Origin of the sequence: Halobellus ruber (assembly GCF_014212355.1) — an archaeon.
GTDB classification, from domain to species: domain Archaea; phylum Halobacteriota; class Halobacteria; order Halobacteriales; family Haloferacaceae; genus Haloquadratum; species Haloquadratum rubrum.
Map to the genome: position 1 here is coordinate 347,345 of NZ_JACKXD010000001.1, position 24,846 is coordinate 372,190.

Consider the following 24,846-nt stretch of genomic DNA (forward strand, 5'->3'; position numbering starts at 1 on the left):
TTCCACGAAGCAAGAACGGAGCTTCCAATTCTCACGGTAGCTGAGCTATTTATCCCAGCATCCAAACCAAGACATATGGACTTCATATCAACTGAGTCCCGAGATTGGCGCCCCCGTGTACACCTCCGCGTACGGGCTACAGATGGTGCCGACGTGATTGCGTATGAGGACGTCAAGGGGCTTCCTGAGGATGCAGAAGCAGGTATCCAGCGGATTCTCACCGACCACCCGATAGATCAGTATCCGGAGGCGGCATACATCGGTGTAATTGCTCCTCCAGATCTCGAATCGAGACAGATCCGTGACCCAGAGACGATTCTTGAGGATCCGTATCCACACGACATTCCACTGTCAGAGTTCCCTCCCGAGGAAGGCACGTTCTATAAGTGGTAATATTGTGGCTCAACTCTGGGTCCACATTACGACCGAAACTACTGCTCCCCAGACGACCCCTGCCGTGTGCCCGAAAATATTCGTAAAGCTTCCGTCCACGACAATCGCGCCTGGAGGGGGGGAACAACCGCAACAGCAGATACGCCAGAATGAACCCGACAACGCTGACTGCGATGGCAGTCTTCACGGCTGCCCTCCGCTTGGGTCCCTTGGGCACCGCGACGCCATCTCGGAGGTGCGGTAAAACCACGACCACCCCACCGAGGGCAAGCGGGCCTGTCACCGACGGACGTAACCGCCCCGCATAACGGAGATCGATCATCTCCAACAACACGAACAGCACGCATAGTCCGACCGTATAGCCGAGTCCGCGGCCGTGTCGCTGCCGGACGAACACATACAACGCGACTAATAGAAACCCAACGAATCCGCTGACGACCCCCGAGAAGCCACGGGAGACGGGAGTGGCCTCAGGAAACAGGAGTTGAAACACAGCGTAACTCACGAGACTCACGAGTACAGGAATCACGACGAGGTGGACGGCGAACGTTCGCCGGAACCACCGACGTTCGTCAATCGACAGACAGACCGCGTACGCGTAGAGCACAGCCATCGCATACCCGATGAGATTGTTGAGAAGATGGTTGTTTGAGGCGTGGACGTAGGCCGACGTCAGGAGTGTATGCGGAGCGAACCGCGCGTGATCGAAAACGAGAGCGTTCTGAATCGCCGAGGGCACGAGAAAGTGAACCACGGTGAGCACGATAGCCACACCGAGCACCGACATCGTCTCGACGGTGATCGGCAGCCGAGCGGCGTATCTAGACATCCGAGCTACCGGTGCGTGTGGGACGATTCGGTGAAACCGTTTCGTCTCGATTTGCGACCACGCACCGAATCCGAGACTCGATCGAACACGCAGCTATGACTGAAGTATACGGTTCACGTCTTCCTGCCGGTCGTCAGGAATATACCGACGGATATTCTCGAAGACATCCGCGTATGTCTCAGTGAACCGTTGCATGAATTGCGGGTCCGAGCCGCTCCACCCGCACTCGAGACATCGCTCTTCAACCCTTCCGTCGATGCTTATCGTAACCGCCCCCGAGCATTGCTCACAGGAGCTGTAGAGGCACTCAGGACATCGCCGTTCTGACAATCCGTCAGCCCCGCAGGCTGAACAGATGTACTTACTATCGATATCCGATACGCTGTGATTCCCTCCAGGCCAGTACCGCTTCCGGCCGGGCACCGGTCCCCTGTCTATACCAGCGATTCGACCTACTGCCATCTTGAAGACCGGCTTCGCCGACTCGCCTCGTGCCCACCAGTACGCGTTGCTGTGTCTTGCAATACACCGCCACGGCCGATGGCCGTCAGTTCCGCCTTTGAGGATCTCTCTCCGAACGGCGGGATGGACGGCCCACCAAAACGCGGCTTCGTCATCTTGTTCGTACAAATACGTCAGGCTGACCGAGGCAATGGCGGCCACTTCAGCAGCATAGCGGCGCATAAACCGCTCGGGGTCGGCCCGCACGGACGCCTTTTTTCCACGGCCGTAGTACGCGACCGGGAAGTTCTCCGGTGTCTTGTATCCAACTTCATCGAGGAGCCGAATGCAGTCGGAGCAGAGTTCTATATGTTCGTCTGTCAGCATCATCCGCCCGGCGATGTGATTCAGCCTCTCGTCGGAGGGTACTTCGCCAGATACATCGAACTTCCACTCTCCAGGAGTACTGAATACTGTCGTAGCGGCGATCTCGTCCATCTCGTCTGCGTCGAGTAAGCGTGTCTGGCTACGCCTCGAGATATAATTTCCACACAGCCAACACACACCGACGAGATCACCGACTACCCCGTGGACCACCCCCTCCTCCGCGAGCGTGCTAATCGAAGCGTCGTTCTCCCGAGCAGCTCGGTGGAGCCCTTGATTGAGTTGAAAACTCGTCGTACTCTTGCGTTCGCTTCTGTCCTGACTCATCGATAACTGAAGCAACGTGCTCCAACCTATTAATAATAACTCCATATACAAAGCATAGAGAGGCTCTCAGCGGAGGATTTTAGTGTACGACGTGCATCGACCTATTCGGACGGCCTGGGGGAGTGGCCCCCGACTGTGCCAGCAGTCAAGCGCCGTCGCCCCGAAGCCAACGATGACCGCAGACCCAGACACGGCCGGTTCGAACAAGAGTCTGTTCATACTGGCCCACGCGACCGATCCAGACGTAGAGCGCGGTAATTACTCCTCCGTAGCCGACGGTCTAACCGCTCCCGCGACGATGAAGGGTGCCCGATGAGCGTCCAGACGCCTCACGGGCCGTCCGTACGAATCCTCGACCACGCAGCGCAGAGGTGGGAGCAGCGCGGAGACGACCGCCCGTTGCGTGAAGCACTCGCCCTGGCGGCGCCTGGGGATTACACGCTTCCGGATGGCGCGCCCGCATATCCGGGCGCGGAGACCTTCATCTACGCACCTGGGAGCCTCGACGAGGAGCTCGTCTTCATCTTCCGTCGTGGTACACTCAAGACCGTCGTCCCGTCGAGAGGGCGTGCGACTGCCTCTCGGAACCTCTCGACGTGTCCGTGTTGCGACGGCGTCCACGAAGTCGTTGCGACCTGTGGGTGCGTGTGGTGTAACGAATCCCTCGAGCAGATCCACCGAGGTGAGACGGAATGACAGCACGTCGTCGGGACAGTGCCGATACTCTGATGGACCGTCTTCGGACACTGGCCGAGAAGCTGGACATCGGCATCGAGAAATTGGCCGAAGCGATCCGGGCCCGCCTTCGGTCGTCTGACAGTGAGACCGACAGCGACACCGACACCGACAGCGAGGCGGACGCGGAAACGGCAGACCGGGCTACTCGCTTCGAAAGCGCTCTCGGGTCTCTTCGGGAGAAACTGAGTAATCTGGCCTCGTTTATTCGACGGCATCCTCTACTGACAGGCGGGGGCGTAGTCTTGCTCCTCCTTGCCGCTCGTAGAACAGGAATCGATCGATATGCCGAGGCCCGACAGGTAGAGCGACTGAACGCCAAGGAGTACGCGCGCCACGTCGGTGGGACCGTTACCGATTCCGGGACCTCTGCGTATGCCCCTGACGGCGGCGTCGATGGAGTGGTTCGTGTCGGAGAAGACCAGACGAAGATCCAATCTAAGCATCACGCCACTGCAGTTCCTGAATCGGTACTCCAGGAGTACGCCGACACTGTCGACGTCGTGGCAGCCTCCAACGGCTTCGCCGATGGCGTGGACCCAGCCACCTACGGGTTCGAGACGTTCACGACACAGGACTGGTCGCTCCTCGCCCAAGCACGGCTGGAGTGTGGACGTATCCTGCGCGGACTATCAAAATGGGTTCGTGGTGTGCGAGCTTGCCTGACTACGATCGTAGAGTCCCGTGGCCATCTCGATGCGATCGCATCCTTCGTACGAGGCCTCAGGAATCCCCAACTGGCTGCTTTGGCCGCTATCGTCTCCGTAAGTCTGTGGTTCAGCTACAAGATAGCGTAACCACTGCAACTACCTCCGTATCAATATGACACCAGACACCGAAGATATCTCGATCAGAATCTCTGCGGAGGCCGAGACAGTGCTTGTCGTGCTCCATCGGCTTGACGGTGGCAAGGCTGTCGATTTGGAGGACCTCCAGGACGAACTTGTTCCCGGGGAGATGCGGTTCCATATCTTCTCGGATGCATTGGTGGAGTTGCTCGCGTGTGGTAGAGCGTATCAACCTTCAGGAGGCTTCATAAAAGCGACTGACTATGGGACTACGACGGAACACATCCGCTGGTAGACGCCGTGAATAAGCTGACGTGGATCTTCGGAAGATCGAGAGTCGAGCCAAACGGAAATTCACGTAACGAGCATCGAGAGTGTCCAAGATCTCCTGCGGAACACCATTATTGCACCACTGGAGAATCACAAGATGTTCGAGCTGTTTTGTTTATTCGCGATTGTCCAAGCGGTACGACGCCGGATAGAGGCTGATCTGTCACTCAAACGGATCCAGCCGGGGGGTGACGAGATTGCGGAATTGGAAAGTTCGACCCGACTACTCCAGATTTATTACGATAAGGGCGGCCCGCTTTCGTTCTATAGCGATTATCCGAAGCCTGCAGATCTTCCGGACCCGACTGGTCAAGACGACTTCTACCACAAACTCTACCGACAGTCACAAGCATTAGAGACTCACTCGGAACTCGTTGATCAATTCCTATCTCGGGGAAGTCAACATAGCTTCTACAGCGGCCGACCTGATTTTCTGATTTTGGATTGGGATACTCAAACGAATCAGTCGCTCCGTGGGGTCATCATCGGCGAGGCAAAATACACTGTGTCACCGAGTACGTTCTCGACTGGACTCAGAGAATTAGTTGAATATATTCATTTTGCAGAGTACGCGGGAGAATTCTTGTCTGATGAAACGTTGGACGAAGAGTCAGTACGAGGTATTCTATGTACGGATGGCGTCCAAACCACTGTAAGAGAGGCAGGCAATATTCAACACATTACAACCGACAGGATGCAGACGGAATTTGATTCGTTCCCAAGTGGAGATCACCATTCTTCGTAACTAGTCTGGAGTCGATCAGTTCAGTTCACGATGTAGAGCAACGATACGGGCTTTCTATGGTATTTACCTTGATACCGCATCAAATGGCCGTCCCATAGGTTTATTCACCAGGCTTTCATCGACCAATTAGCGATTAGTAATGTCTGATCCTCCTAATACCTGGCCTGGTTATTATCGCGGCTACCGCCTCCGAGCAAATGCTGACGGTGGTGTCTGGTGGCAGGTGTATGATGGTACTGAGCGTCTCTACTTGGATCCGACCCCTGATGAGATCGTCGAGAGACTGGTTGGGTTGAAATCTCTTGGTGGGCGGATGCACGTAACCGAGAACCAAGATGTCCTCACTCGTGTTGAGACTGACTCCGGCGACTACCGTGAGGTGTGGTTAGGAGAATATCCGCTCGATGGAGAATATCGACCGGCAGAGAACCCGGATGTCTCTATCCCAGTCCGACCGGGGAATCTCGACCCGGGTGACTTGTGGCCCAGCGTGTACGATGGGGCTCGATTTTCATTCGTCGAGCGTGACCGAGTATGGTGGCAAAACCCCGAGACACACCGACGTCATTACATTGATACACCCCTGCCGCGAGAGATTTCTTTAGAACTCAACCGCTACAAGTCGAAGGGTGGGTCATTTCGGATTACTCCCTGGCGCGATCTCATCACGCTCATTCCGTTTCATCCACGACCAGACAAGGTCGATTCACAATTCAGTGAACTTCCCGAGGTCGTACGGAATATCATCAAACTCCGAAAGGAGCGGGGAGTAGAGATGTTGCCGATCTATATCGGATCTCTAGACGACTTTGAATTTGAAATTCAGGATTCTAAATCCCTTTCAGAGCCACTCTCTGAGGAAGAGGCTAACGAACTTGATTCGTGGGCCGAAAATCTGGGCCGGACTCACGACGTAAATCCAGAAAATCATCAGGATCCTACTGATGAGACCTCCGAGCCCACCTTCGATGATGATCCTGAAGAGTGGGATTCTACCAACGACGAGGACGTATGACCTCTTTAGAACGCGTTCCGACGGACGTCCCGATTCAGGATGGTCAGGAAGTGGTTGTCGATCCTGGTGATCCGTGGCCGTCCGCGTACCGTGGCTCAAAGTACAGTCTGATCTCGTCTCGCAAACACCACCAGTTAGTTATGGCCTGGCAATACGATGACCTTCAACTCTTTTTTGAACCACCGTCAGGCCTCTTCGAGGCACTCCGTGATATTGGCAAACGGGATGGGAAAGGAAGTGTCGTCATTACTGCTGGTCGCGAGGTCCTTACCAAAGTCGAGGCCGATCGGTACGACCGTCTTGATAGGGCGCCCGTTTCGGACGGCTGGATTCTAACCTACGTTGGAAAATTACGCGGTGAGCCCACCCTCGATGGGATCAATGTCAACCCAAAACCTCCGAAAAATCCACCAGTGGCCGTTTGGGAAGGATTCCCATTCAACCACGGTGAAACGTGGTCGGTCAGCGCTCAGAACGAGCTGCTTTGGATTTGGGAAGGCCGTAACTACAGCTATCGATTTCAGTCAGCCTTCGACCACCCCGAGTTGATCCAACGGTATCGCGAGTATCGACAACCACCTGGACGGGTCTATGTGACCGAATTCGGCCATATCTGGGTCAATATTCCTCCAGATAGTGTTCCCGAGACTCGCAGTGACGAAATAAATACAATGTATGCTGAGTGGAAACGTGAAGCAAACAGAGCACAAAAATCGGCGATTCAGCGGCTGGTTCGGCGTCGATTGGAAGCTACCGGTGATGGGAATACTGAAGACGGACAACTCCCGGTACATTTGGGCCGTGTCGACCGATTCGATGATGGACTCATACCATGTGCTATTGTCGACGATAACCGATACTTCGTTGAAACTAGTCGAAGACAGGAAATGCAATGACTGTTAAGATGGTTTACGTGTGACCCGTCGCTTTCCCCCGCCAATAAACGGTGTTCCTCGCTCACCGGAACGGTACAAAGAGATCCTCTCTCTAATTAGCGATGAGAGTACCTCCGATAGCACACGTGCCTGGGATGACTTTTTTGCCGCTTGTCTGCAGGACTACCGCAATCCCGAGACGGGTGAGACGTACACTGAACCGTATTTGAAAAGCCTTCTCTCGGACTATGAACGACTTGGTGTTATCGATCGAACGGATGACACTGTTAGTATCTCACCACCAGCTCAGCGGTGGTTATCCGATGATTTGGACTTCAGTGAATTCCTGTGGCGTGCAATCAAACGGAGTTGGGTCCTCCTAGCGGACTTCCCACGAGGTATGGAAGCGTTGCGAGCCGTTTACAGCGCGGTGGACAGCATCGCTGATGGTGAGCCCGGTGTCAGCGTTCGCCGACAAGAGATCCGCAACCACCTCAAAAAAAACAGACAGTATGACTTCGGTGAAGGGGGTATCCGTGGATATCCACAGCTTTTGACCCAGCTTGCTGCGTTTCGTGATCAGGATCAAGGCTACAGCCTGGCCCCGGAATTCTCCCCGCAGAAGTTCACTGATGCGGATTTATTCCGTCGTTTCGAGAACCATCTCCGGCGTGAAGGGGCTATGACCACGCCCCCCTCCGGGCGTGTCAAGCGAGATCTAATGAAGTACTATATGTATCGAGAGTCCGGTGGTCTCGGAAAGGAACGCCGGTGGTATACCACCTTCTGGAAGGACTATCTCGATGAAACCGCCCGTGCTGGTGACTCATATGACGCTCGACTGCGCAAAACGGACAGCTACCTCTCAACACAATCCGAGCGCCGAGAACTCTTCCAGTCTGTGTTGGATAGATTCCCCTTCGAGTCCTCCGATCTTCAGGGATTACCTATCGATGTTCTGCGTCGGATGAACAATACTGAATCGTTCACCGAGGCACAGCGAATCCGGATTGCTTCCGGGTCAGGGATTAGCCGGCTGGATTTGGAACGGCTGACTACCGACCAGAGACAGCCCTACTCGTTCCCTCGAGACTTCGAATTGTATCCGTGGCAACAGGAGGCTGCCGATCAGTGGTTTACCTCAGGACTCGATGGGAGCAAAGAGCCGGAAACAGGTATCACGCAGGTCATCACAGGCGCAGGGAAGACCGTGATGGCATTGAGCATCATCCAACGATGGATCGACGAAAACCCGGACGGTGTAATCTCGGTCTTGGTGCCTACGAATGTTCTTATGCAACAGTGGTTGACTGAACTTACTGGAACCCTGAACGTTCCTGTCTCCGATATCGGATGGGCAGGCGGTGGTCACAAGGATTCCTTCACTGAGGACTGTCGAATCATCGTGAGTATCGTCAATAGCGCGGTCAAAGACGACTACCTTGGTCAAGATCTGAACCAAGCGGGGACACCTCCGCACTTGCTCATTGCCGATGAATGTCACCGGTATACCGGGGAGGTTTTTTCGAACGTATTCGATTATCACCGAACAGCCACTCTCGGCCTTTCAGCGACGCCGCTTTCACAAACCGTTCACGAGCCGGCTTTTACTGATCAGTTAGTCCAATCTGACGACTTTACCGTCGCCGATAGCGATTCACTGCTTCTACAAGAACTTGGGCCGGTCTATTACACTCTCACGTATCAGGAAGGCCTTGATCGAGGATTGATTCCTGAGTTTGAAATCAACTATATCGGATTTGAGCTAACCGCGGCTGAACGGCATACATACGATAAACTAACACGCCAAATTGGAGACGCGCTATCCGATATCCGATCTCGGTATGGCAACCGGTTGGCAACGATGGGGGGCGAATTTAATCAGAACCTTCAGTTGTTGCTCCAACAGGAGGATCTCTCCACCCCAGAGATTGCAGATTACTTCGAGTATACTAGCGACCGTCAGCAAGTCGTCGCCGACGCCACCCGGCGGCAAGCGATCACCCTCACGCTGTTGGAACGGGTTATAGAGAACGACGAGAAGGCGATCGTTTTCCAGGAACGTATTGAGCAGCTCGAGCGGATGGTTGCTCCGTTTGATCGTCGTGGACGGGATGTTCGGACCGATGAGGTGACCGATGCAGACTACCGGACCGCTCTCTATGAGCAATACCCGAAATTACAGCAAGTTGATCAGGAGTTTGAGCAACTCCTGTCTCGAGCTGCCTACAAACCGGTAATGTATCATTCAGGACACTCACGCCCGATTTGGAATGATTTTGCTATCAGGTGGTTCCGTGAGGGTGGCTTCGCCAATGTGATGTTGAGTGTAAAGGCCCTTATTGAGGGTGTTGACGTCCCAAGCGCGGATATTGGGATCATCAGAGTTTCAAGTAGCAGTGTCCGCCAACGGATTCAGACGCTGGGCCGTGTTTTACGAACTGGCGAGGATCCAGATGAGAAGTCAGAACTGTATGTGCTCTACGCTCGCGACACTGTCGATGAGAAAATATTCAGTAAACACGATTGGCGCGATGAACTCGCAAATGCCGACGTTGGACACTATATCTGGGAACCTGATGACTCCGATCAAGCACTCTCAGGTCGGATGCGAGAAGCAACAGACGATGAACTCCCAGATTCTGGAAAATATTCACCTGCGACCGTTCCGGACGCCTCGGAGTTAGAGGTGGGTGATGAGTACTCGGGTCCACAGGATGGGTATCGAATCAGTGTTGATTCAGAGGGCATACCATTCGAACCTGGGAAGAATTCGCGTCGCGAAATTACCAATCCAGAGCTACAGAGCGCAGCTACATTCGTTCATAATCTCAAAGATGGCGGAGAGATCATCATCAACAACGCTGGGCACCTCCTGACGCGGTCGCCAGATGGAGACATTCTGTTCGTTGGTACCTTTGACGGTGACGTCGACGAGATCGAGTATGGGGAGCAGACCGGCAGACTCAGCGGGGACGCCCCAACCGATGTTGATGAATTGCTTGACTGAACCCAACCTATAGACTGACTCAGACAAGACACCCAGATAAGAATTTCAGTGGCTACGTCACCTGGCAACTGTGGCTTCGCTCGCTAATGTGGCACCTTCCACACGCGAGGCTTCTGCTTGCACGCGATTATACCACTACGGATTTTCGCCTCTATAGATGGGCGCAGCAAACAAATATAATTCAAAAGCCAGGCGGTCGGCTTCTACAGTTTTCGCTCCACTGATACGGCCTGCCATTGGCTCACTCCTTGATGAGTGAGTCGTCGGTCCTGCCAGCGATAGTGGGATTTCACTTTCAGTCCGGTAGCACAATCTTATTACAACGTGGCTTCGTTGGACCACACGTTATGGGAACGCGATCGGGCGATGAGAACGAGGACGTATCAGATATACGTGAGGCTTCTGTTTGGGAATACCGGTCGCTCGAGGATATCTATGAGGAAATTCGCGAGACCTATCTAGCTGATGATCGGCCGTGGGTGATCGGCTATAGCGGCGGGAAAGATTCGACGACGACACTGCAGTTGATTTGGATCGCGATCAGTCAGCTCCCGCCTGAAAAGCGGTCCAAACCGATTCACGTTATCTCTAGTGACACGCTCGTCGAAACGCCCAAGATCGTCAATCATATTACCTCCTCACTGGAGAAGGTCAACGAGCACGCTCAGGAGGCGAATCTTCCGTTTGAGGCACAAAAGGTCTACCCGGACGTCGATGATTCGTTCTGGGTGAATCTCATCGGGCGAGGCTATCCAGCACCGAATCAGACGTTCCGATGGTGTACGGAACGATTGAAAATCGATCCCGCAGACAATTTCATCTTAGATCAGGTCTCGGAGTACGGCGAAGTCGTCGTTATCCTCGGCGCACGCAAAGCTGAAAGCGCCACGCGGGAGCAGGTGATGAACCTCCACAGTATCGAGGGCACGAATCTCGCTCGGCACTCGAAGTTCGCGAACGCGTTCGTCTACACCCCGATCGAAGACTGGCTGACGCAGGACGTCTGGAAGTACCTCCTGAACGTTGACTGCCCGTGGGGCAAAGATCACGATGAACTCGCGGCGCTGTACAACGAAGCCGACGACGAGTGTCCGATGGTCATCGACACGAGTACCCCATCCTGTGGGAATAGTCGGTTCGGGTGCTGGACGTGCACGGTCGTTGAGGATGACAAGGCGATGGAGAATATGGTCGATGGGGGCGATCTCTGGATGGAACCACTCTTGGAATTCCGTAACTTCCTCAAATCGACCCAGGATCCCGATGAGAAGTCAAAATACAGGGAACCGAAAGGCCGGCAACACGGACGCGTCAAAGAAAAGACGAACGGGGGAGACGGGATTATTCCCCGGGCGTACAAGTTCGAGTTCAGGCAGCATCTCCTCAGGAAACTGCTCGAAACGGAAAAAGAGGTCAACGAACGACGCGATGACGATGCCGAGTATCTCGAGTTAATCCGCGATGCCGAACTGAAAGAGATTCGCCGGATTTGGCGGACCGAGGAGGCCGACTGGGAAGATGTTGTCCCGCAGATCTACCGTGATGTAATGGGCGAGGATCTGGACTGGGTGCACGACGATCTGGGTTCCTTCAGCACTGACGAGGCTGACGTACTCGAGCGGGTGTGTGCGGACCGTGATGTGCCCGCACGACTGGTCAAGCGACTTCTGGATGTTGAACGCCAACACCACGGTATGAAGCGCCGTGCCTCGATCTATGACACGATCGATAAAATATTCCGGGAGGACTGGCGGTCGATCGAAGACATTACAGCCGACATCGACGGCGAAGAACCCGAGCAATGGCAGTATGATGTCGAATACGAGGAGCTGATGCAGGAAGTCGATATATGAAGATCAAACGGCTCACCCTCTCCGACTACGGCCCGTACAAAGGGAAGAATACGTTCAATCTGAGTACGACACCGGACGAACCAATCGTGTTGTTCGGCGGTGAAAACGGGGCTGGGAAGACCACCCTGTTCAACGCGATTCAGATTTGTCTTCACGGCCGGAGTGCGTTTGGGGGTGGAGTCAGCAAACGTGAGTACCACAACACGATCCGCTCGAAGCTCCACGAATCGAACGGAACCACGGCAACAGAGGCATCCATTCGACTCGAATTCGACTACGGGAGTTTCGGTACGACCGAAAACTACGTCGTCGAGCGACACTGGCGAGACCGAGGCAAGTCGATCGAAGAATCTCTCACGGTCCTCCGTAATGGAAGCAAGCTCGCTGATCTCCAAGAGGACCAGTGGGCTGACTTCCTAAAGGAACTCATTCCCCCGGGCATCTCACAGCTTTTCTTCTTCGATGGCGAGAAGGTACAGAAGCTGGCAAGTGCGATCGAGGAAGGAGATGACTTCGAGGAATCGTTGTTCTCGCTGCTCGGGCTGGATCTCGTTGATCGACTCGACGCAGACCTCTCGATCTATCTTTCAAACAAACTCGATGAGAGTGGCCACGACCAGCTGGCCGAGAAAATCAAATCGCTCCGGGATGACAAGGAAGCGCTTGAGGCTGAGCACGAGGAGGTCGAAAAGAAGTTAGAGAGTAAAAGAGAGGAGTTAGAACGCGTCTCGGAGGAGATCGACCAGAAGGAAACGGCCCTTGCACAGGAGGGAGGTTCATTCGCTGAGAAGCGAAGTGGGCTCAAGGATCGGCGTAAGGAGCTGGACACCGAGATCGAGACCGTCGAAGAGCAAATTCAGGAGTTGGCCCGAGGGGCATACCCCTTCGCGCTTGCGCCGGAGCTGTGTCGCGCGGTCGTTGAGCAACTGGAAGAGGAAAAGGAGGCTGAGACGGAAGCTGCTGCCCAAGCGCGGGTTGTTGCAGAGCTTGATGACTTAGCTGACGAAGACGATGTCTGGAGCGACCTCGACATTCCCGAGGATGCGAGTGCGGACGTGCTACAGCGCATCCAGTCGACACTGTCGGACCGTTTTGCTGACACGGCACCGAGCGAGCCCCGATTATCGGCAGACTTCTCCGACCGAGAGCGGACACAAATGTTCCGCGTCGTCGACACGGCGCTTGAGGATGTTCCGGAACGTATGCAGGAGCTTGCAAACCGACTGGAACAACTCACCCGTGAACGACAGCAGGTTCAGCAGAACATTCAGCGGGCGCCAGATCAGTCCGTGATCTCGCCGATCTTGGAGGAAATCAACGAGCTCAACGAGAAGCGCGGGCGGTTGCAAAAGGAGATCGATGACTGCATCGATCGGTTAGGCACCCTCGACACGAAGATCGAACGCATCGAAAACGACCTCGAAAAACAACACGAAAAACAAGAGGAGCTGGAAGATGTCTCTGAACGGGCGGAACTGGCAGAAGAGACACGTCAAGTCGTGCAGGAGTACCGGGCGGAACTCGTTTCGGAGAAACTCAAGCAGTTAGAATCCGTGCTGACAGACCGATATATCCGGCTCACGAATAAAAACGAGTTCTATGATGATGTCGTCATCGACCGCGAGAACCTGACGATCGAGGTCGAGACAATACACGGTGATCGAAAGGAGCAATCACAGCTCTCAGCCGGTGAACGACAGATCTTCGCGACCGCCCTGTTGTGGGCGTTAGCCGAGATCTCCGACCGTCCGCTCCCGTTCATCATTGATACGCCACTGGGACGGCTCGACAAAAACCACCGGAGCAACCTCGTCACCCGCTTCTTCCCCGACGCTGCACACCAGGTATTCCTCTTTTCAACCGATACGGAGATCACAGAGGAGTATTACGACCTGCTCCAAGAGGACATTGCACACGAATACCTCCTTGAGCAGGACTCCAACACGGGGGAAACGCACATCTCACCCGGGTACTTCTGGTCACAGCCGGCCGACACCCCTGATACAGATGTGACACACGTCGAACAGCAGAGTCAGCTCCCATTCAACAATGACTAAACAACTCAACCGGGTCCAGATTGATGAGAGCGTGAGTTACAAGCTCCGCAATCTCGGTCAATCAACCGGGCTCACGCCGAACTATATCGCACGCATTGGGTTAATGTACTCGCTCGGGGCTGACCGCCCTCCGAGTATGGAGGAGTACGATACCGATGGTAAAGAGTTCAATCGGTACACGCTGCTGGGTGAACACGACGCGTTGTATATCGCATTAGTCCAAAAGCGGATGCTGGACGAGGGCTACGATCCAGACTCGGAGCTTGAGTCGTACTTCCTTGCGCATCTCAACCGCGGCATCGAGACCCTGTCCGGGAATATTAGTGACCTGGGGGATCTGTATAATTTGGTCCCCAAAGAGCTGAAGCCTGAGGAGGCGCCAGCTGAGAGCACGCAATGACTACTTCGGACCACGAAATCTATCTCGACCATCACGCCACGACGCCGGTCGATGACCGTGTCGTGGCGGAAATGCAGCAGTACTTCACCGAAGAGTACGGTAATCCCGCGAGCAAGGACAACCACGCGTTCGGACACACGGCTCACGCTGAAATGGAAACAGCCCGGGAGCAGGTAGCCAAGGCGATCGGCGCCCGAACCGGCGGTGAGGTAGTCGCGAAATCGATTATTTTCACCAGTGGCGCCACCGAATCGGATAATTTCGCAATTCGTGGTATTGCTGACTATGCCCGCGAGGAGGGACTCGGATCACATCTCATCACCTCAGAGATCGAGCACGAAGCAGTCCTCGAACCCTACAAACAGCTTGAACAGGAGGGATTCGATGTCACGCGTGTCCCCGTCGACGAATATGGCCAAGTCGATCCAGCGGACGTTGCGGACGCGATCCGTGATGAGACGGTGCTGATCTCGATTATGGCAGCTAACAACGAGATCGGCACGATCAATCCCCTGGAGGAAATCGGCAACATCGCTGCCGACCACGATGACCTGTGGTTCCATACGGACGCCGTACAGGCAATCGGCTACGTCGATATCGACGTCAACGAGATGGGAATCGACTTGATGTCGATTTCTGGGCACAAAATCTACGGCCCGAAGGGCATCGGGGCACTGTACGCTGATCTCTCCGTCAAGACCAAACTCAAACCGCTACTGGTCGGCGGCGGGCACGAAAGTGGGAAGCGGTCTGGGACCCCGAACGTTCCCGGGATAGTCGGGTTAGGCAAAGCGATTGAGTTGGCCGTCCAGCATCGCGAGGAACGCGTGAGTCACGTCCGGGAGCTACGTGACCACCTGTGGCAGCGCCTGTCGGATGAACTCGAGACAGTGAGCCTGAACGGACACCCGGAGGAGCGTCTTCCGAACAACCTGAACGTGAGCTTTCCGAACGTCGATGTGCGGGAACTGGTACGGATGTCGCTCTCGAATCAGGGTGTGATGGCTGCGCTGGGTTCGGCGTGTGCGAGTGGTGACGGAACCTCACACGTGCTCGAAGCGATCACCGACGATCAAGATCGCATCGAAAGCGCTGTGCGGTTTGGACTGGGGAAAGATCTCACCAAAGAGGAGATCGACTACGCTGCTGATGTGATTATCGAGGAAGTGAATCTCACTGAGTCGATCTTTGGCTAGCGTAGCACACCGAGTATCATAGAAATGTTCTCACCGTTGCTGGCAATATCGCTGTGTATCTGGCAGTAATATCGAGTGGCTCGCCCATCGCCTTAGGTTTCGCCGACTGCTGTGGCCCCGAGGAAGTTCTTCCAGAGACACTGTCGGTGGTAGATCGATACGATCCTCATATTTTACACAACCTTGGGGGGGCATTGTGGGCCTCGACCGAGCGAAGTGGGCTGATCAAGAGGTGGTTATTTACCGGCGTGTAGGTCGAGGAAAACCATTGGCCACACCGGGGGCAGACCGATTTTATTCAACTCGTGGTGCTTCGATTATACGAAAACCACGATCCTGATTCGATGACATATTGCCCCGATCTGAAACTAGCGGTCAAATTTACAAAGCTGATTGGTTAGATAGCCGCGATACACTTCTTTATTTCTTCCTCGTACTGATAGCCACGAATAATTTCGCGAATACCAGAATATAGTGCTGGGGCGGTGAGTATCCCAATACCGCTGATAGCTAAATTAAAAGCAAGCTGGGAACTCTGTGTCCCGACAGAGAGAGAGATAACAAGAGGGATCAGATACGTCCCTATCGCGACGAACACAAAGTGAGCAAGAGCCTTTCGATATGCGTTTCTCATTACTTCATTATACACATCCGCCATCTCACACTGACCACATAAATCCGACATCGTACTGATAGTCTGCTCGGTCCTCTCGGTCCGGAGTATGTCTATCAAGGACTCTTTATCATATCCCCCGTCTGTTTCTGCAAGCCCTTCTTTTTCGTTGATTCTGATATATATTTCAGCTACTTTTTCGAGGAGTTGTGAATCAATCTGGTCTTGCTGTTCGCTGATTTCAAACTCGTAGTCTAGATTGCTGAGATGACGCCATATCCAGAGGACAACCAATGTACTACTAGCTCCCGCTGCGAGGAAAATCTTTGTGAGTGAGGACACCGGGATCATTGATTCTCCCATACGGGCGGACCGATTCGCCTGTATAATGACTGAATCATATTTTTTACGACCTCGTGGACACCATCTGACCCTACTGTTGGTATGCGGTATTGATAAACGTTGCTGATATCAATGACATTTGTGATAGCGATTGCAACAATTGTTATTAAGAACAGCAGCGATATCAATAATGTTGGCTCAGCCGATTATGTATCTGGTATCGGCAATACTATTATGTTGCGCTCAGATGGAAAAATATGAAAGACGGTACTAACGTTCAACCGTCATCAGCAGACAAATCGACCGCGATCGATCGAGTGAGGGGTATTCTAACTGTAAATGATCGCCAGATTCTACGTACGGGAGAGTTAGAACGCAACTCAAGATACCGTATCCGACGTCGGCTGAGATCTTCGCTTCTCGATTGGCCCATCATTGATCGCCATCTGCCAGAGGGAGATCTTGAGAGGGTAGTTGAGAATCATGAGGATATGGGAGCCGAAGTCATCATTTCAGGATTATCAGTGATGTACCAAATGGCTGCTGACCTGAGCGATAAAAAAGATTACAATGGTCCACTATTTGAGGACCTACTTGCTGAAGCTATCAGTCGATCCGAGGATGAGTCCGGGTCAATCACAAAAACAGATATTTCTATTGAAGTCAAACACTCGGAGCCGGAATTAAAAGAAATAAAGCAAAAATTAGAAACTGACCAAGCAACCACTGAAGAATACCAATATTTTGCAAAGAAAGGGAATATAAAAGGGTTTTTACAACAACGGGTAGACTCCGGTCGAAGTCTGTTCCTCCGGACTCCAAAGTGGTCCGATAACAAAATTATTGAATTGGATCCTAAACAAGAACTCAGGAAATATAAATAAACGAGTCCCCGATCTCAGTGTACTCAGTGCAGGTGTCTACGTAATTATCGGTTGCTGATTGGATTCAGAATAGTCAGTAGGCAGCCAAATTCGTACAGCTGATTCGGTTGGGATTGTGGAAATAAAACTGAGTCACCGGATCCTGTGATAGTCTTTAACGTATCTATGACTGGATGATAGTTATCTCCGATTGTGATCAGTCCCTTAGTGTGAGAGCAATCCTCAAGACATTGTGGCAAGGATAGGGCATATGGCTGATTCGGTCCCTGAAGAAGACGGAATCTCTTCGCCGACGTTTCAGGATCTGGATCTCTCGCCAGAGTACCGGACTGGTGATCAACCGTTAGAATCGTTTTATATCCCGGTCTTGCAGCGTGCATCCAGTTACGACCGTGCGGCAGGCTATTTCGATAGCAAGTCTTTACAATATGCAGCTCAGGGTATCGCCGGTCTCATCACCAACGGCGGAACGATGCGACTCCTCACTGCGCCTCGGCTCCAGTCGGCAGATATCGAGGCGCTCACCGATGCAACGACTGAGCCGGAGGAACTGGAGATCCTTGGGGATTCCCTCTCAAAAGTTCTATTTGAGGATGAGTACGCGGAGTATCTGCGTACGGATCGGTGTCGGTGTCTCGCGTGGATGATCACTGAAGGACTCCTCGACGTCCGGATCGCGTATATGCCAGACGCGGACGACTGCAACCCGTTCCAGCACTATCACGAAAAAATCGGGATTGTCTCTGATCACGCCGGGAATCAGGTCGCGTTTACCGGGTCGATCAATGAGACCGGCGCGGCGTGGACTGCAAACTACGAATCATTTGATGTGTTTCGGTCGTGGTGCGGTGGTGAGGAGGCGCGCGTCCAACGGAAAGCTGACGCATTCGAGCGGCTCTGGAATAATCACGATCCGAAAGTTACTGTCCGCCGACTCCCAGATGCAGTACGGGAGGGCTTCGAGGAAGTGAGTCCTGAGACCGTTGACGGGAAACCGGCCTTGGATATGTTCTTCTCCGAGGAAGGAGAAGGCCCGTCTCCAACTGTTCGTGAACAGGACGAGCGAGAGTTATGGACTCACCAACAAGACGCCATCGAGTGGTGGAGAGACCACGACTATACGGGGATCTTCGCGATGGCGACTGGCGCTGGGAAGACACTGACTGCCCTTCGTGCCGCACGGCTTCAGGCTGACATTCGCCTTACCATCATCACAGTCCCGTCGAAGGTCCTTTTAGATCAGTGGCGTGATGAGATAGAGGCTGTATTTGGCCCTGAGACACGGATTCAGGAGTGTAGTGGGCGGACAAATTGGCGTGAGTCGATTCTCCAACTAGTAGACCCGTATCGTGTTGGAACGCTCCAATCCGTCCACAATCTCCCACGAACAGTCTTGTTAACGACGATCCATACAGCAGCCAGCGACCCGTTCCGGAAGGCCGTTCAGTATATCCCGCCGGATAATTTGCAGATCATCATCGATGAAGTGCACAATGCGGGGGCTCCTACGTTCCAGAAGGCCTTGGAGATCGATGCGGGCCGACGCATTGGACTGTCGGCCACGCCCGATCGGCAGTGGGATGAGGAGGGAACCGAGGCCATCTATGAGTACTTCGGCGGTCACGAGCCCTTCAGCTTCACAACGAGTGACGCGATCGAAAATGGCTATCTGACACCGTATGAATATCACCCGCTCATTTGTGAGTTGACCGCCCAGGAATACGAAAAGTATGCAGAACTCTCCGCGGAAATCAACACGTTGGCTGCCCGTGTCCATTCGGATGAGGATGTCCCCAGACGGGTGTTGGATCAATATGAAAAACTGCTTCGGGACCGGGCCCATATTAAGAAGACCGCGAAGCTCAAACCCGCGGAGTTCGGCCGCTTCCTCGAAAGTTCACATCCGACGCCTGCAATAGTTTTCTGTGAGGATACCGAACAATTAGAAGATCTTGAAGCAGAACTCGGTAATCGCGACCTCTCGTACGGCGTCTATATCTCGAACCGTGAGGACGAGCAGGCGGATGCAATGTATCGCTTTGAGAATGGACTCATCGATTATCTTCTCGCGATAAAGTGTCTTGACGAGGGAATTGACGTTCCAGACGCCCCTACAGCCGCGATTATCGCAAGTTCCCGAAATGAGCGGGAATTCATCCAGCGACGTGGGCGCGTCCTGCGTCAGAGTGAGAGTAAGGAGCGTGCTGTAATCTACGATATGTTTGTCCTTCCAGGGCCGAACGCCCCGAAAGACGATGACCAGGCTCGCCGACTCATCGAACAGGAATTAGATCGGGCAAAGGTACTAATGCGAGCTGCCGAAAATCGTGATGCGGTTGAACAACAACTGGCTGAAGAGTTGGATACATATGGGAGCGGCTATCGTTACTTAGCATACGTATGACAGACGCTGGGGACGGAGGCCGACTGGTTGGAGACGAAGAGCTCGAGCGTATTCTGGAGGAGACTGCTGCCGAGCATAATGTGCCCGAAGCTGCGGTCAAAGAGATCTACGAGGCACAAAAGGAGGTCGTAAATATGGAACGCCGGGGGTCAATACTGAAGGATATGCGGCAAATCCTCGAGGAGTATGTCGACGAGTGGGACTCAGGTGAGCAATAATGGAAATCACGAAAATCAGACTACAGAACTTTCGTCCATACTATGGTGAGACAGAAATCCAGCCAACCACCGAATCAGGCAAGCCACTAATCCTGATCCGCGGCAAAAACGATACCGGGAAGACATCCCTCTTCAGAGCGATCAAATTCTGTCTCTACGGTGCTGATACCCGAGATGAGCGAGAAAACCTCATCAATCGGCGGGCGGCCACCGAGAGTGCTGGCACTACTAGTGTTGAGCTGACGCTAGCTGATGACGAGGATATCTATATTATCAAGCGAGCGGTCGAATACGAGGCGGTAGCGAGCGCCGACGATCGGGAGCCCTCGGGTTGGTATCGTGAGATCCGGACCCCCAGCGAGACGCTCGTTAGCCGGGACGCCAGCGAGGACGAATACACACGCGTGATCAACCAATTGCTGCCAAAGAATATTGCTGACTTCTTTTTATTTGATGCTGAGGAGCTCAAGCGGTTTGAGGAGGGACACGACGAGGAAGTCCGCGAGTCGATCGAAACGATCCTGGGTATTCAAGAGATCGAGAACGCCATTGGAGACCTCGAGGGGCGACGAAACGAATATGATCGCGAATATGCGAACGTCGAGTCTACGATCGATGAAGTCGAACGGATGCGGACGGAGCTTGATGAGAAGATTGACGAGATCGAACGGATCACTGGCTCCGAGGATGCCGATTCCGAGGGGCTAATCGACCAACGGGAGAAGAAAATCCAACAAAAAAGGCGGAGTCTTCAGGATGTCCGTGAAGCGTTGGAGGCAGCCGAGGATACCGAAGAACTACAAGCCGAAGTCGATGAGCTGACTGAAGACATTGAAACCAATCAAAAGAAACTAGAAACGGCGCGGCAAGAGCGGGATACCATCCGAAAACGAACAGGGCCAATCATTGCGTCGCAGGCGGCAAGCACGTTTGAATCGGAGTACGAGGTTGAGGGGGCAAGCGGTGAAGCTGAAGTCATCAATTCCATTCTGAATGGCGATCGCGAGACCTGTATCTGTGGTGAGGAGGTAACTTCAGACAAGCGGCAGCAATTGATCGACCGATATGCGATGTTGACCGGTCCGCGACAAGCCCGGCTGAACGAACTCCAAAAGATCGTTTCTTCGTTTAGTATCAATGCGGACAAAGAGCTGGAACGATACCAACATCTACAGTCCGACATTCAACGTCTCACCGGGGAAATCGAGTCGTGGAAAGAGGAACGCGATGAATTAGAATCCGAGATCGATGATATCGAACGAGAGTACAGTGAAGATCTCAAAGACAAAGAAGAAACCCTCAACGATGAAATCGACGAACTCGAGGACGAAGTAGACGATCTCCGCGAGGAGGTCGGCGCGTTGAAGAAGGAGCGTGATCAGCTCCGGGAGCGCATTCAGTCACAGGAAGGCGCCTCGGAAGAAGCGGAGCGGTACCAGCGTCTGAGCGATTTCGCTGAAGCACTCGGTGACACGTTCGAGGATATCAAGGAAAAACTCGTCTCGAGCCGGCGCGAATCCGTTGAACGAACTGCCTCCGAGGCATTCAAACAACTCACCAACCGCCCGGATTACTACGATGGACTCACGATCACCGATAATTACGAACTCCGAGTTCGGACAAGCGGCCCCGAAGGTGGGGAGCGATCCCTTGCGGAGCAAAACCCGAGTGCGGGACAAACACAAATTATCGTCTACTCGTTCATCGCTGGGTTGAGCCGGTATACGACCCGGAATGCACCGGTCGTTATCGATACTCCGATCGGGCGGCTGGATCCCGAACACAAGCGAAATCTGATTAACTTCTACGATGAGTTCAGCGAACAAGTGATGATCCTGTATCAGCCTGGTGAACTCGGGCCCGAAGATATTGAACGGATGGCTGATGTCACGTCCAAGCACTTCGAGATCACTATCCAAGAGGATGAGACGTCCTCGACGATCGAGGAAACTGACCCTGCCGCTCAGTTAGTCAGTGATTGAAAATGACTCGGACAATCAAAACCTCCCGACAGGATATCTACATCCGGCTCGTTGACAACGCCGAAAGTGACCGTGACGCCGATAACGAGTCCGACGAGGAACCAGAGGACACGGCTGACGGCGCATACCTGTTCGACTATCAGTATGAGCTCTTCAGCCTCGGGGCGCTCATTGGGTTGGCCCGCGATGAACAAGTTGACCCTTCGGCTGCATTCAGTCAGGATATCCGGCGTGTCGGCGAGATCAACTCCGACAATGAGCACCGACAGACCATCGAGTTGGTCAACAAGCTAGTCCAGATCGATGCCGAAGCAGATTCCATAGAGGATGTTTGGGACGACGTGTTGTTGTATGCCGATGCCGGAGTCGAGTATCTGAACGACGAAATCGACGTACAGGATGACTTCGATCTCGTGCGTTTCGTCCGTGAACACGGATACGATACCTGGAGGTCCCGGTTTGAGGAGCTTGTTGGATCACCTGGGGAAGTCTCGACGCTGTACAAGTAGTGTGACGGTTGGATCGGATTGACAGTCCGCATCATAAGGAAATGGCACAAGTATACCTCGCGGGCCCGATTAGTGATGAAGAGAACCCGTATCAGTGGCATCAGGACGTCGCAGCATTAGCCCCAGAAATCGACTGGTGTAATCCATTTACACTGAACGACTATTCGCTCGATGAAGCAAAGACACACACAGCCGAAATCTTCGCCGAGGATCTTCAGGCAGTTCAGAACTCGGCTGCGGTGTTGGTTCGACGGATCGATGAGTACAATCTTTGTGGCGCCTCAATGGAAGCGTTTGCCGCGTATCAGCACGATATTCCAGTAATCGTCTGGAATGACGATGACACGGGTATTCCACTCTTTCTGGAAGCAGTGGCGACTGACGTGTATCAAAATATGAGTGATGCTGTAGAAGCAATCATATCCGAATTGGACTCTCTACCCTCTCCGGAGTAACTATTGGCCTGTGGGGTTCCGATGGCGCTCCCCCTGAGGCACAGCCACACCGACCCCGTTGACACTGTCGCGTCCGCGAGTTCGGATAATATACGAACATCCACCGAGCGACGCACAACACATTCGCTGAGGTTCAGACAGCGTAGCAAGTCTCTACCAACCTGCAAACCTGAAGAGGGCGCCACGCGACGGCGTGATGACTCACGCGTGCTTACAGGACCACCTCCGTAATCGATAGTCCCTGAACGGCGTCCCACAACGACCCGAGTGTATCAGTCAACGTTCCGACTTTGATCGACACATCAACGCCCGGGACCAGCCCTGATGCTGCGAGTACGAGCAGGAAGCTGAGCACGCCCGCGATGCGCAGCCACGTGCCGACGCGAGCCGCGACCAGCAGCATCGAGCGACCGTGATAGAGGGCGAACGCCGCCGTCACGACGGTCACAATTGACCCACCGACGCCGAGTATCCCAAGTAGTTCCGCGACCGGCATCAGCGATGTGCCTCCCGTCGCACGCGAGGGGGCACCCCCACGCATTTGAATCGAGCACGCGCGGGCGTGAAGCCGCGCGATCGCCGAGAGCGAGATCGTCGCGACCCAGCCTGACTCTTCGATCGTCCCGAACACATCAGTCCAGCGATCGTCGCTCCGAAATTTGTCCTGTTTTCTGTGAGATTCGCGGGCACGTCAGCCACCTCCCGTTGCTTCCTGCCACCGGCGGAAATCGATCGACACCTCGGCGTCGAGCCGCGGGTTATCCTTGGGTTTGGACTTCAGATCCGGCCACCGGATCTCCGCGAAGTGCGGGCTCTTCCAGACGTAGGCGTGGCCAGGATCGAGCGAACTCGTCAGATCTGTATTCATCGGGCAGGAGCGCTCGCCGGGGAGCGTCCGGTTGATCGGCGGTTCGTTCCCGGGCATCGTCACGCGCCACCTGATCTTCTGGCGTGGGAACTTGTGGACCTCCGACAGCGAGTGGGCCTGGTAGCCGAATGAGAGGCCCTTCTTCCGGGCGTCGGCGTACTTGTTCCGAAACCATTTGACCTTCTGGTAGTGCTGGTGGATATCTTTCGAAGCGTCGGGATCCAGGAGGTTCCCAGCTTCGTCGAGATTGATGAATGTCGGATGGACGAACTCGTCGCCGCTGATCCGGTGGGCGACGAACGCAAACCACCACTGATCGGCATCAGTTGGTCGGTTCGGGCCGTCCTCGCCGCGGGGAGTGACTTGTCGGTAATTGAAGTAGTTGAATTTCGAGACCGCCTCACAGCCACGGTGAAGCGGATCCGGGAACACGACGTAGAACTGCCCCGGCAGCAGCTGCGCCATCAGATCGTTGATCGACTCATACCGGATGACGTCCCTGGCGATCGTCTCGATGTCGACCTCGAAGGTCGCGGCTGTCGCGGCCTTCGGAACGATCCGGACCGCCGTGTCGAGTCCCTCGGGGATCGCAATCGTCGCGAACGGCGCGAACGGCAGCCATTCAGTCCGCTCGTTGGTGCCGGACTCATCGACTGATTCAGCCCAGATGAACGTCTCGTTATTGTTCTCCATCCGCCACCACGCCGTCGACAGCGCTAGCGTCGACTTCCCGCCGCCGGGCTCGCCGTGGAGGAACATATCCGTCCCCCCAACGCTCCGAATCTCCCGAGCGCGACGGGGGTCGTCACAGACCCACTCGATCAGTTTCGCGCGGTAGGGGCTGTAGCGCTCCAGAGCCTCGTGGGAGGGATGGGGATCACGAAAGTCGTACTCGACGTCGCCGGCGAGTTCGCTGATGAGGTCCTTGTCGCGACCATCGGTATACAGCATCATATCGACGAACGCCCGGGGATACCGGGCGACGGCCGCGCCGCTCCGGGCCGCTTGCGCAAGGTACTTGTGGAGCGGTGGCTGCTCGAAGTATTTGTGGATCTCCTCGCCGTCGTTGTGATTCGGTTTGGTAACGTCACCGAGTGCTTGACAGGAGGTGTCGTGGGAGTCGGTGATCGCCGCCAGTTGTCTGCGGATCTCATCCTGTGAGGTCGCCTGTTTTCGTGTATGCGTGCTCATTG

Annotated in this window: 22 protein-coding genes; 18 read left to right on the top strand and 4 right to left on the bottom strand. The window is 54.2% G+C overall.

Annotated features, from left to right (window positions below; all coding sequences use genetic code 11):
- Nucleotides 1–75 precede the first annotated feature (75 nt).
- Nucleotides 76–393: a hypothetical protein gene (locus tag H5V44_RS01820; protein ID WP_185191426.1), complete on the top strand. Its 318-nt coding sequence runs from the start codon at nt 76–78 to the stop codon at nt 391–393.
- A gap of 922 nt (nt 394–1,315) precedes the next feature.
- Here H5V44_RS01820 and H5V44_RS01825 read toward each other — a convergent pair.
- Entirely contained in the window at nt 1,316–2,161 is an 846-nt protein-coding gene (locus H5V44_RS01825) for a hypothetical protein (protein ID WP_185191427.1), read from the bottom strand.
- Between the two features lie 525 nt (nt 2,162–2,686).
- On the opposite strand from H5V44_RS01825, the gene H5V44_RS01830 reads away from it, so the two are divergent.
- The 11 genes from H5V44_RS01830 (at nt 2,687) to H5V44_RS01880 (ending at nt 15,378) form a co-directional block, all read left to right on the top strand.
- Nucleotides 2,687–3,070 (top strand): hypothetical protein, encoded by a 384-nt coding sequence (locus tag H5V44_RS01830; RefSeq protein ID WP_185191428.1) that lies wholly within the window; start codon nt 2,687–2,689, stop codon nt 3,068–3,070.
- 32 nt (nt 3,071–3,102) lie between these two features.
- The gene (locus tag H5V44_RS01835; RefSeq protein WP_185191429.1) at nt 3,103–3,906 is read left to right on the top strand and encodes a hypothetical protein; all 804 of its coding nucleotides are present in this window, start codon (nt 3,103–3,105) and stop codon (nt 3,904–3,906) included.
- Between the two features lie 25 nt (nt 3,907–3,931).
- Nucleotides 3,932–4,192: a hypothetical protein gene (locus tag H5V44_RS01840; protein WP_185191430.1), complete on the top strand. Its 261-nt coding sequence runs from the start codon at nt 3,932–3,934 to the stop codon at nt 4,190–4,192.
- A 132-nt stretch (nt 4,193–4,324) separates the two neighbouring features.
- Nucleotides 4,325–4,972, top strand: coding sequence for a hypothetical protein (locus H5V44_RS01845; RefSeq protein WP_185191431.1), 648 nt, complete (start codon nt 4,325–4,327; stop codon nt 4,970–4,972).
- 139 nt (nt 4,973–5,111) lie between these two features.
- Complete coding sequence (locus tag H5V44_RS01850; RefSeq protein WP_185191432.1) at nt 5,112–5,987, top strand: hypothetical protein; 876 nt, start codon at nt 5,112–5,114, stop codon at nt 5,985–5,987.
- Nucleotides 5,984–6,883, top strand: a complete 900-nt coding sequence (locus tag H5V44_RS01855; RefSeq protein ID WP_185191433.1) for a hypothetical protein — start codon at nt 5,984–5,986, stop codon at nt 6,881–6,883. Before H5V44_RS01850 ends, H5V44_RS01855 begins: the two co-directional genes overlap by 4 nt.
- A gap of 379 nt (nt 6,884–7,262) precedes the next feature.
- Nucleotides 7,263–9,872 carry a DEAD/DEAH box helicase gene (locus tag H5V44_RS01860; RefSeq protein WP_185191434.1) on the top strand — a complete coding sequence of 870 codons (2,610 nt, stop codon included), beginning with the start codon at nt 7,263–7,265 and terminating at the stop codon, nt 9,870–9,872.
- A 347-nt stretch (nt 9,873–10,219) separates the two neighbouring features.
- Nucleotides 10,220–11,725: a DNA phosphorothioation system sulfurtransferase DndC gene (gene dndC / locus H5V44_RS01865; RefSeq protein WP_185191435.1), complete on the top strand. Its 1,506-nt coding sequence runs from the start codon at nt 10,220–10,222 to the stop codon at nt 11,723–11,725.
- Complete coding sequence (gene dndD / locus H5V44_RS01870; RefSeq protein WP_185191436.1) at nt 11,722–13,782, top strand: DNA sulfur modification protein DndD; 2,061 nt, start codon at nt 11,722–11,724, stop codon at nt 13,780–13,782. Before dndC ends, dndD begins: the two co-directional genes overlap by 4 nt.
- On the top strand, nt 13,775–14,182 hold the full coding sequence (dndE, locus tag H5V44_RS01875; protein WP_185191437.1) for a DNA sulfur modification protein DndE: 408 nt from the start codon (nt 13,775–13,777) through the stop codon (nt 14,180–14,182). The genes dndD and dndE overlap by 8 nt, the downstream gene beginning before the upstream one ends.
- Complete coding sequence (locus tag H5V44_RS01880) at nt 14,179–15,378, top strand: cysteine desulfurase family protein (protein WP_185191438.1); 1,200 nt, start codon at nt 14,179–14,181, stop codon at nt 15,376–15,378. The genes dndE and H5V44_RS01880 overlap by 4 nt, the downstream gene beginning before the upstream one ends.
- 397 nt (nt 15,379–15,775) lie before the next feature.
- On the opposite strand, the gene H5V44_RS01885 is transcribed toward H5V44_RS01880, so the two are convergent.
- A complete protein-coding gene (locus H5V44_RS01885) occupies nt 15,776–16,354 on the bottom strand; it encodes a hypothetical protein (RefSeq protein WP_185191439.1) in 579 nt (192 codons plus the stop codon).
- Between the two features lie 236 nt (nt 16,355–16,590).
- On the opposite strand from H5V44_RS01885, the gene H5V44_RS01890 reads away from it, so the two are divergent.
- The 6 genes from H5V44_RS01890 (at nt 16,591) to H5V44_RS01915 (ending at nt 22,785) form a co-directional block, all read left to right on the top strand.
- The gene (locus H5V44_RS01890) at nt 16,591–17,217 is read left to right on the top strand and encodes a hypothetical protein (protein WP_185191440.1); all 627 of its coding nucleotides are present in this window, start codon (nt 16,591–16,593) and stop codon (nt 17,215–17,217) included.
- 250 nt (nt 17,218–17,467) lie between these two features.
- On the top strand, nt 17,468–19,621 hold the full coding sequence (locus H5V44_RS01895) for a DEAD/DEAH box helicase family protein (RefSeq protein WP_185191441.1): 2,154 nt from the start codon (nt 17,468–17,470) through the stop codon (nt 19,619–19,621).
- On the top strand, nt 19,618–19,839 hold the full coding sequence (locus tag H5V44_RS01900; RefSeq protein WP_185191442.1) for a DNA modification system-associated small protein: 222 nt from the start codon (nt 19,618–19,620) through the stop codon (nt 19,837–19,839). Before H5V44_RS01895 ends, H5V44_RS01900 begins: the two co-directional genes overlap by 4 nt.
- Entirely contained in the window at nt 19,839–21,821 is a 1,983-nt protein-coding gene (locus H5V44_RS01905) for an AAA family ATPase (protein WP_185191443.1), read from the top strand. Before H5V44_RS01900 ends, H5V44_RS01905 begins: the two co-directional genes overlap by 1 nt.
- A 2-nt stretch (nt 21,822–21,823) precedes the next feature.
- Nucleotides 21,824–22,330 carry a hypothetical protein gene (locus H5V44_RS01910; protein WP_185191444.1) on the top strand — a complete coding sequence of 169 codons (507 nt, stop codon included), beginning with the start codon at nt 21,824–21,826 and terminating at the stop codon, nt 22,328–22,330.
- A 41-nt stretch (nt 22,331–22,371) separates the two neighbouring features.
- On the top strand, nt 22,372–22,785 hold the full coding sequence (locus H5V44_RS01915) for a nucleoside 2-deoxyribosyltransferase domain-containing protein (RefSeq protein ID WP_185191445.1): 414 nt from the start codon (nt 22,372–22,374) through the stop codon (nt 22,783–22,785).
- A gap of 211 nt (nt 22,786–22,996) precedes the next feature.
- Here the strand turns inward: H5V44_RS01915 and H5V44_RS01920 are convergent, their stop codons facing one another.
- Both H5V44_RS01920 and H5V44_RS01925 read right to left on the bottom strand, forming a co-directional pair.
- The gene (locus H5V44_RS01920; RefSeq protein WP_185191446.1) at nt 22,997–23,416 is read right to left on the bottom strand and encodes a hypothetical protein; all 420 of its coding nucleotides are present in this window, start codon (nt 23,414–23,416) and stop codon (nt 22,997–22,999) included.
- A 60-nt stretch (nt 23,417–23,476) separates the two neighbouring features.
- Nucleotides 23,477–24,844 (bottom strand): hypothetical protein, encoded by a 1,368-nt coding sequence (locus H5V44_RS01925; RefSeq protein ID WP_185191447.1) that lies wholly within the window; start codon nt 24,842–24,844, stop codon nt 23,477–23,479.
- Between the last annotated feature and the right edge of the window lie 2 nt (nt 24,845–24,846).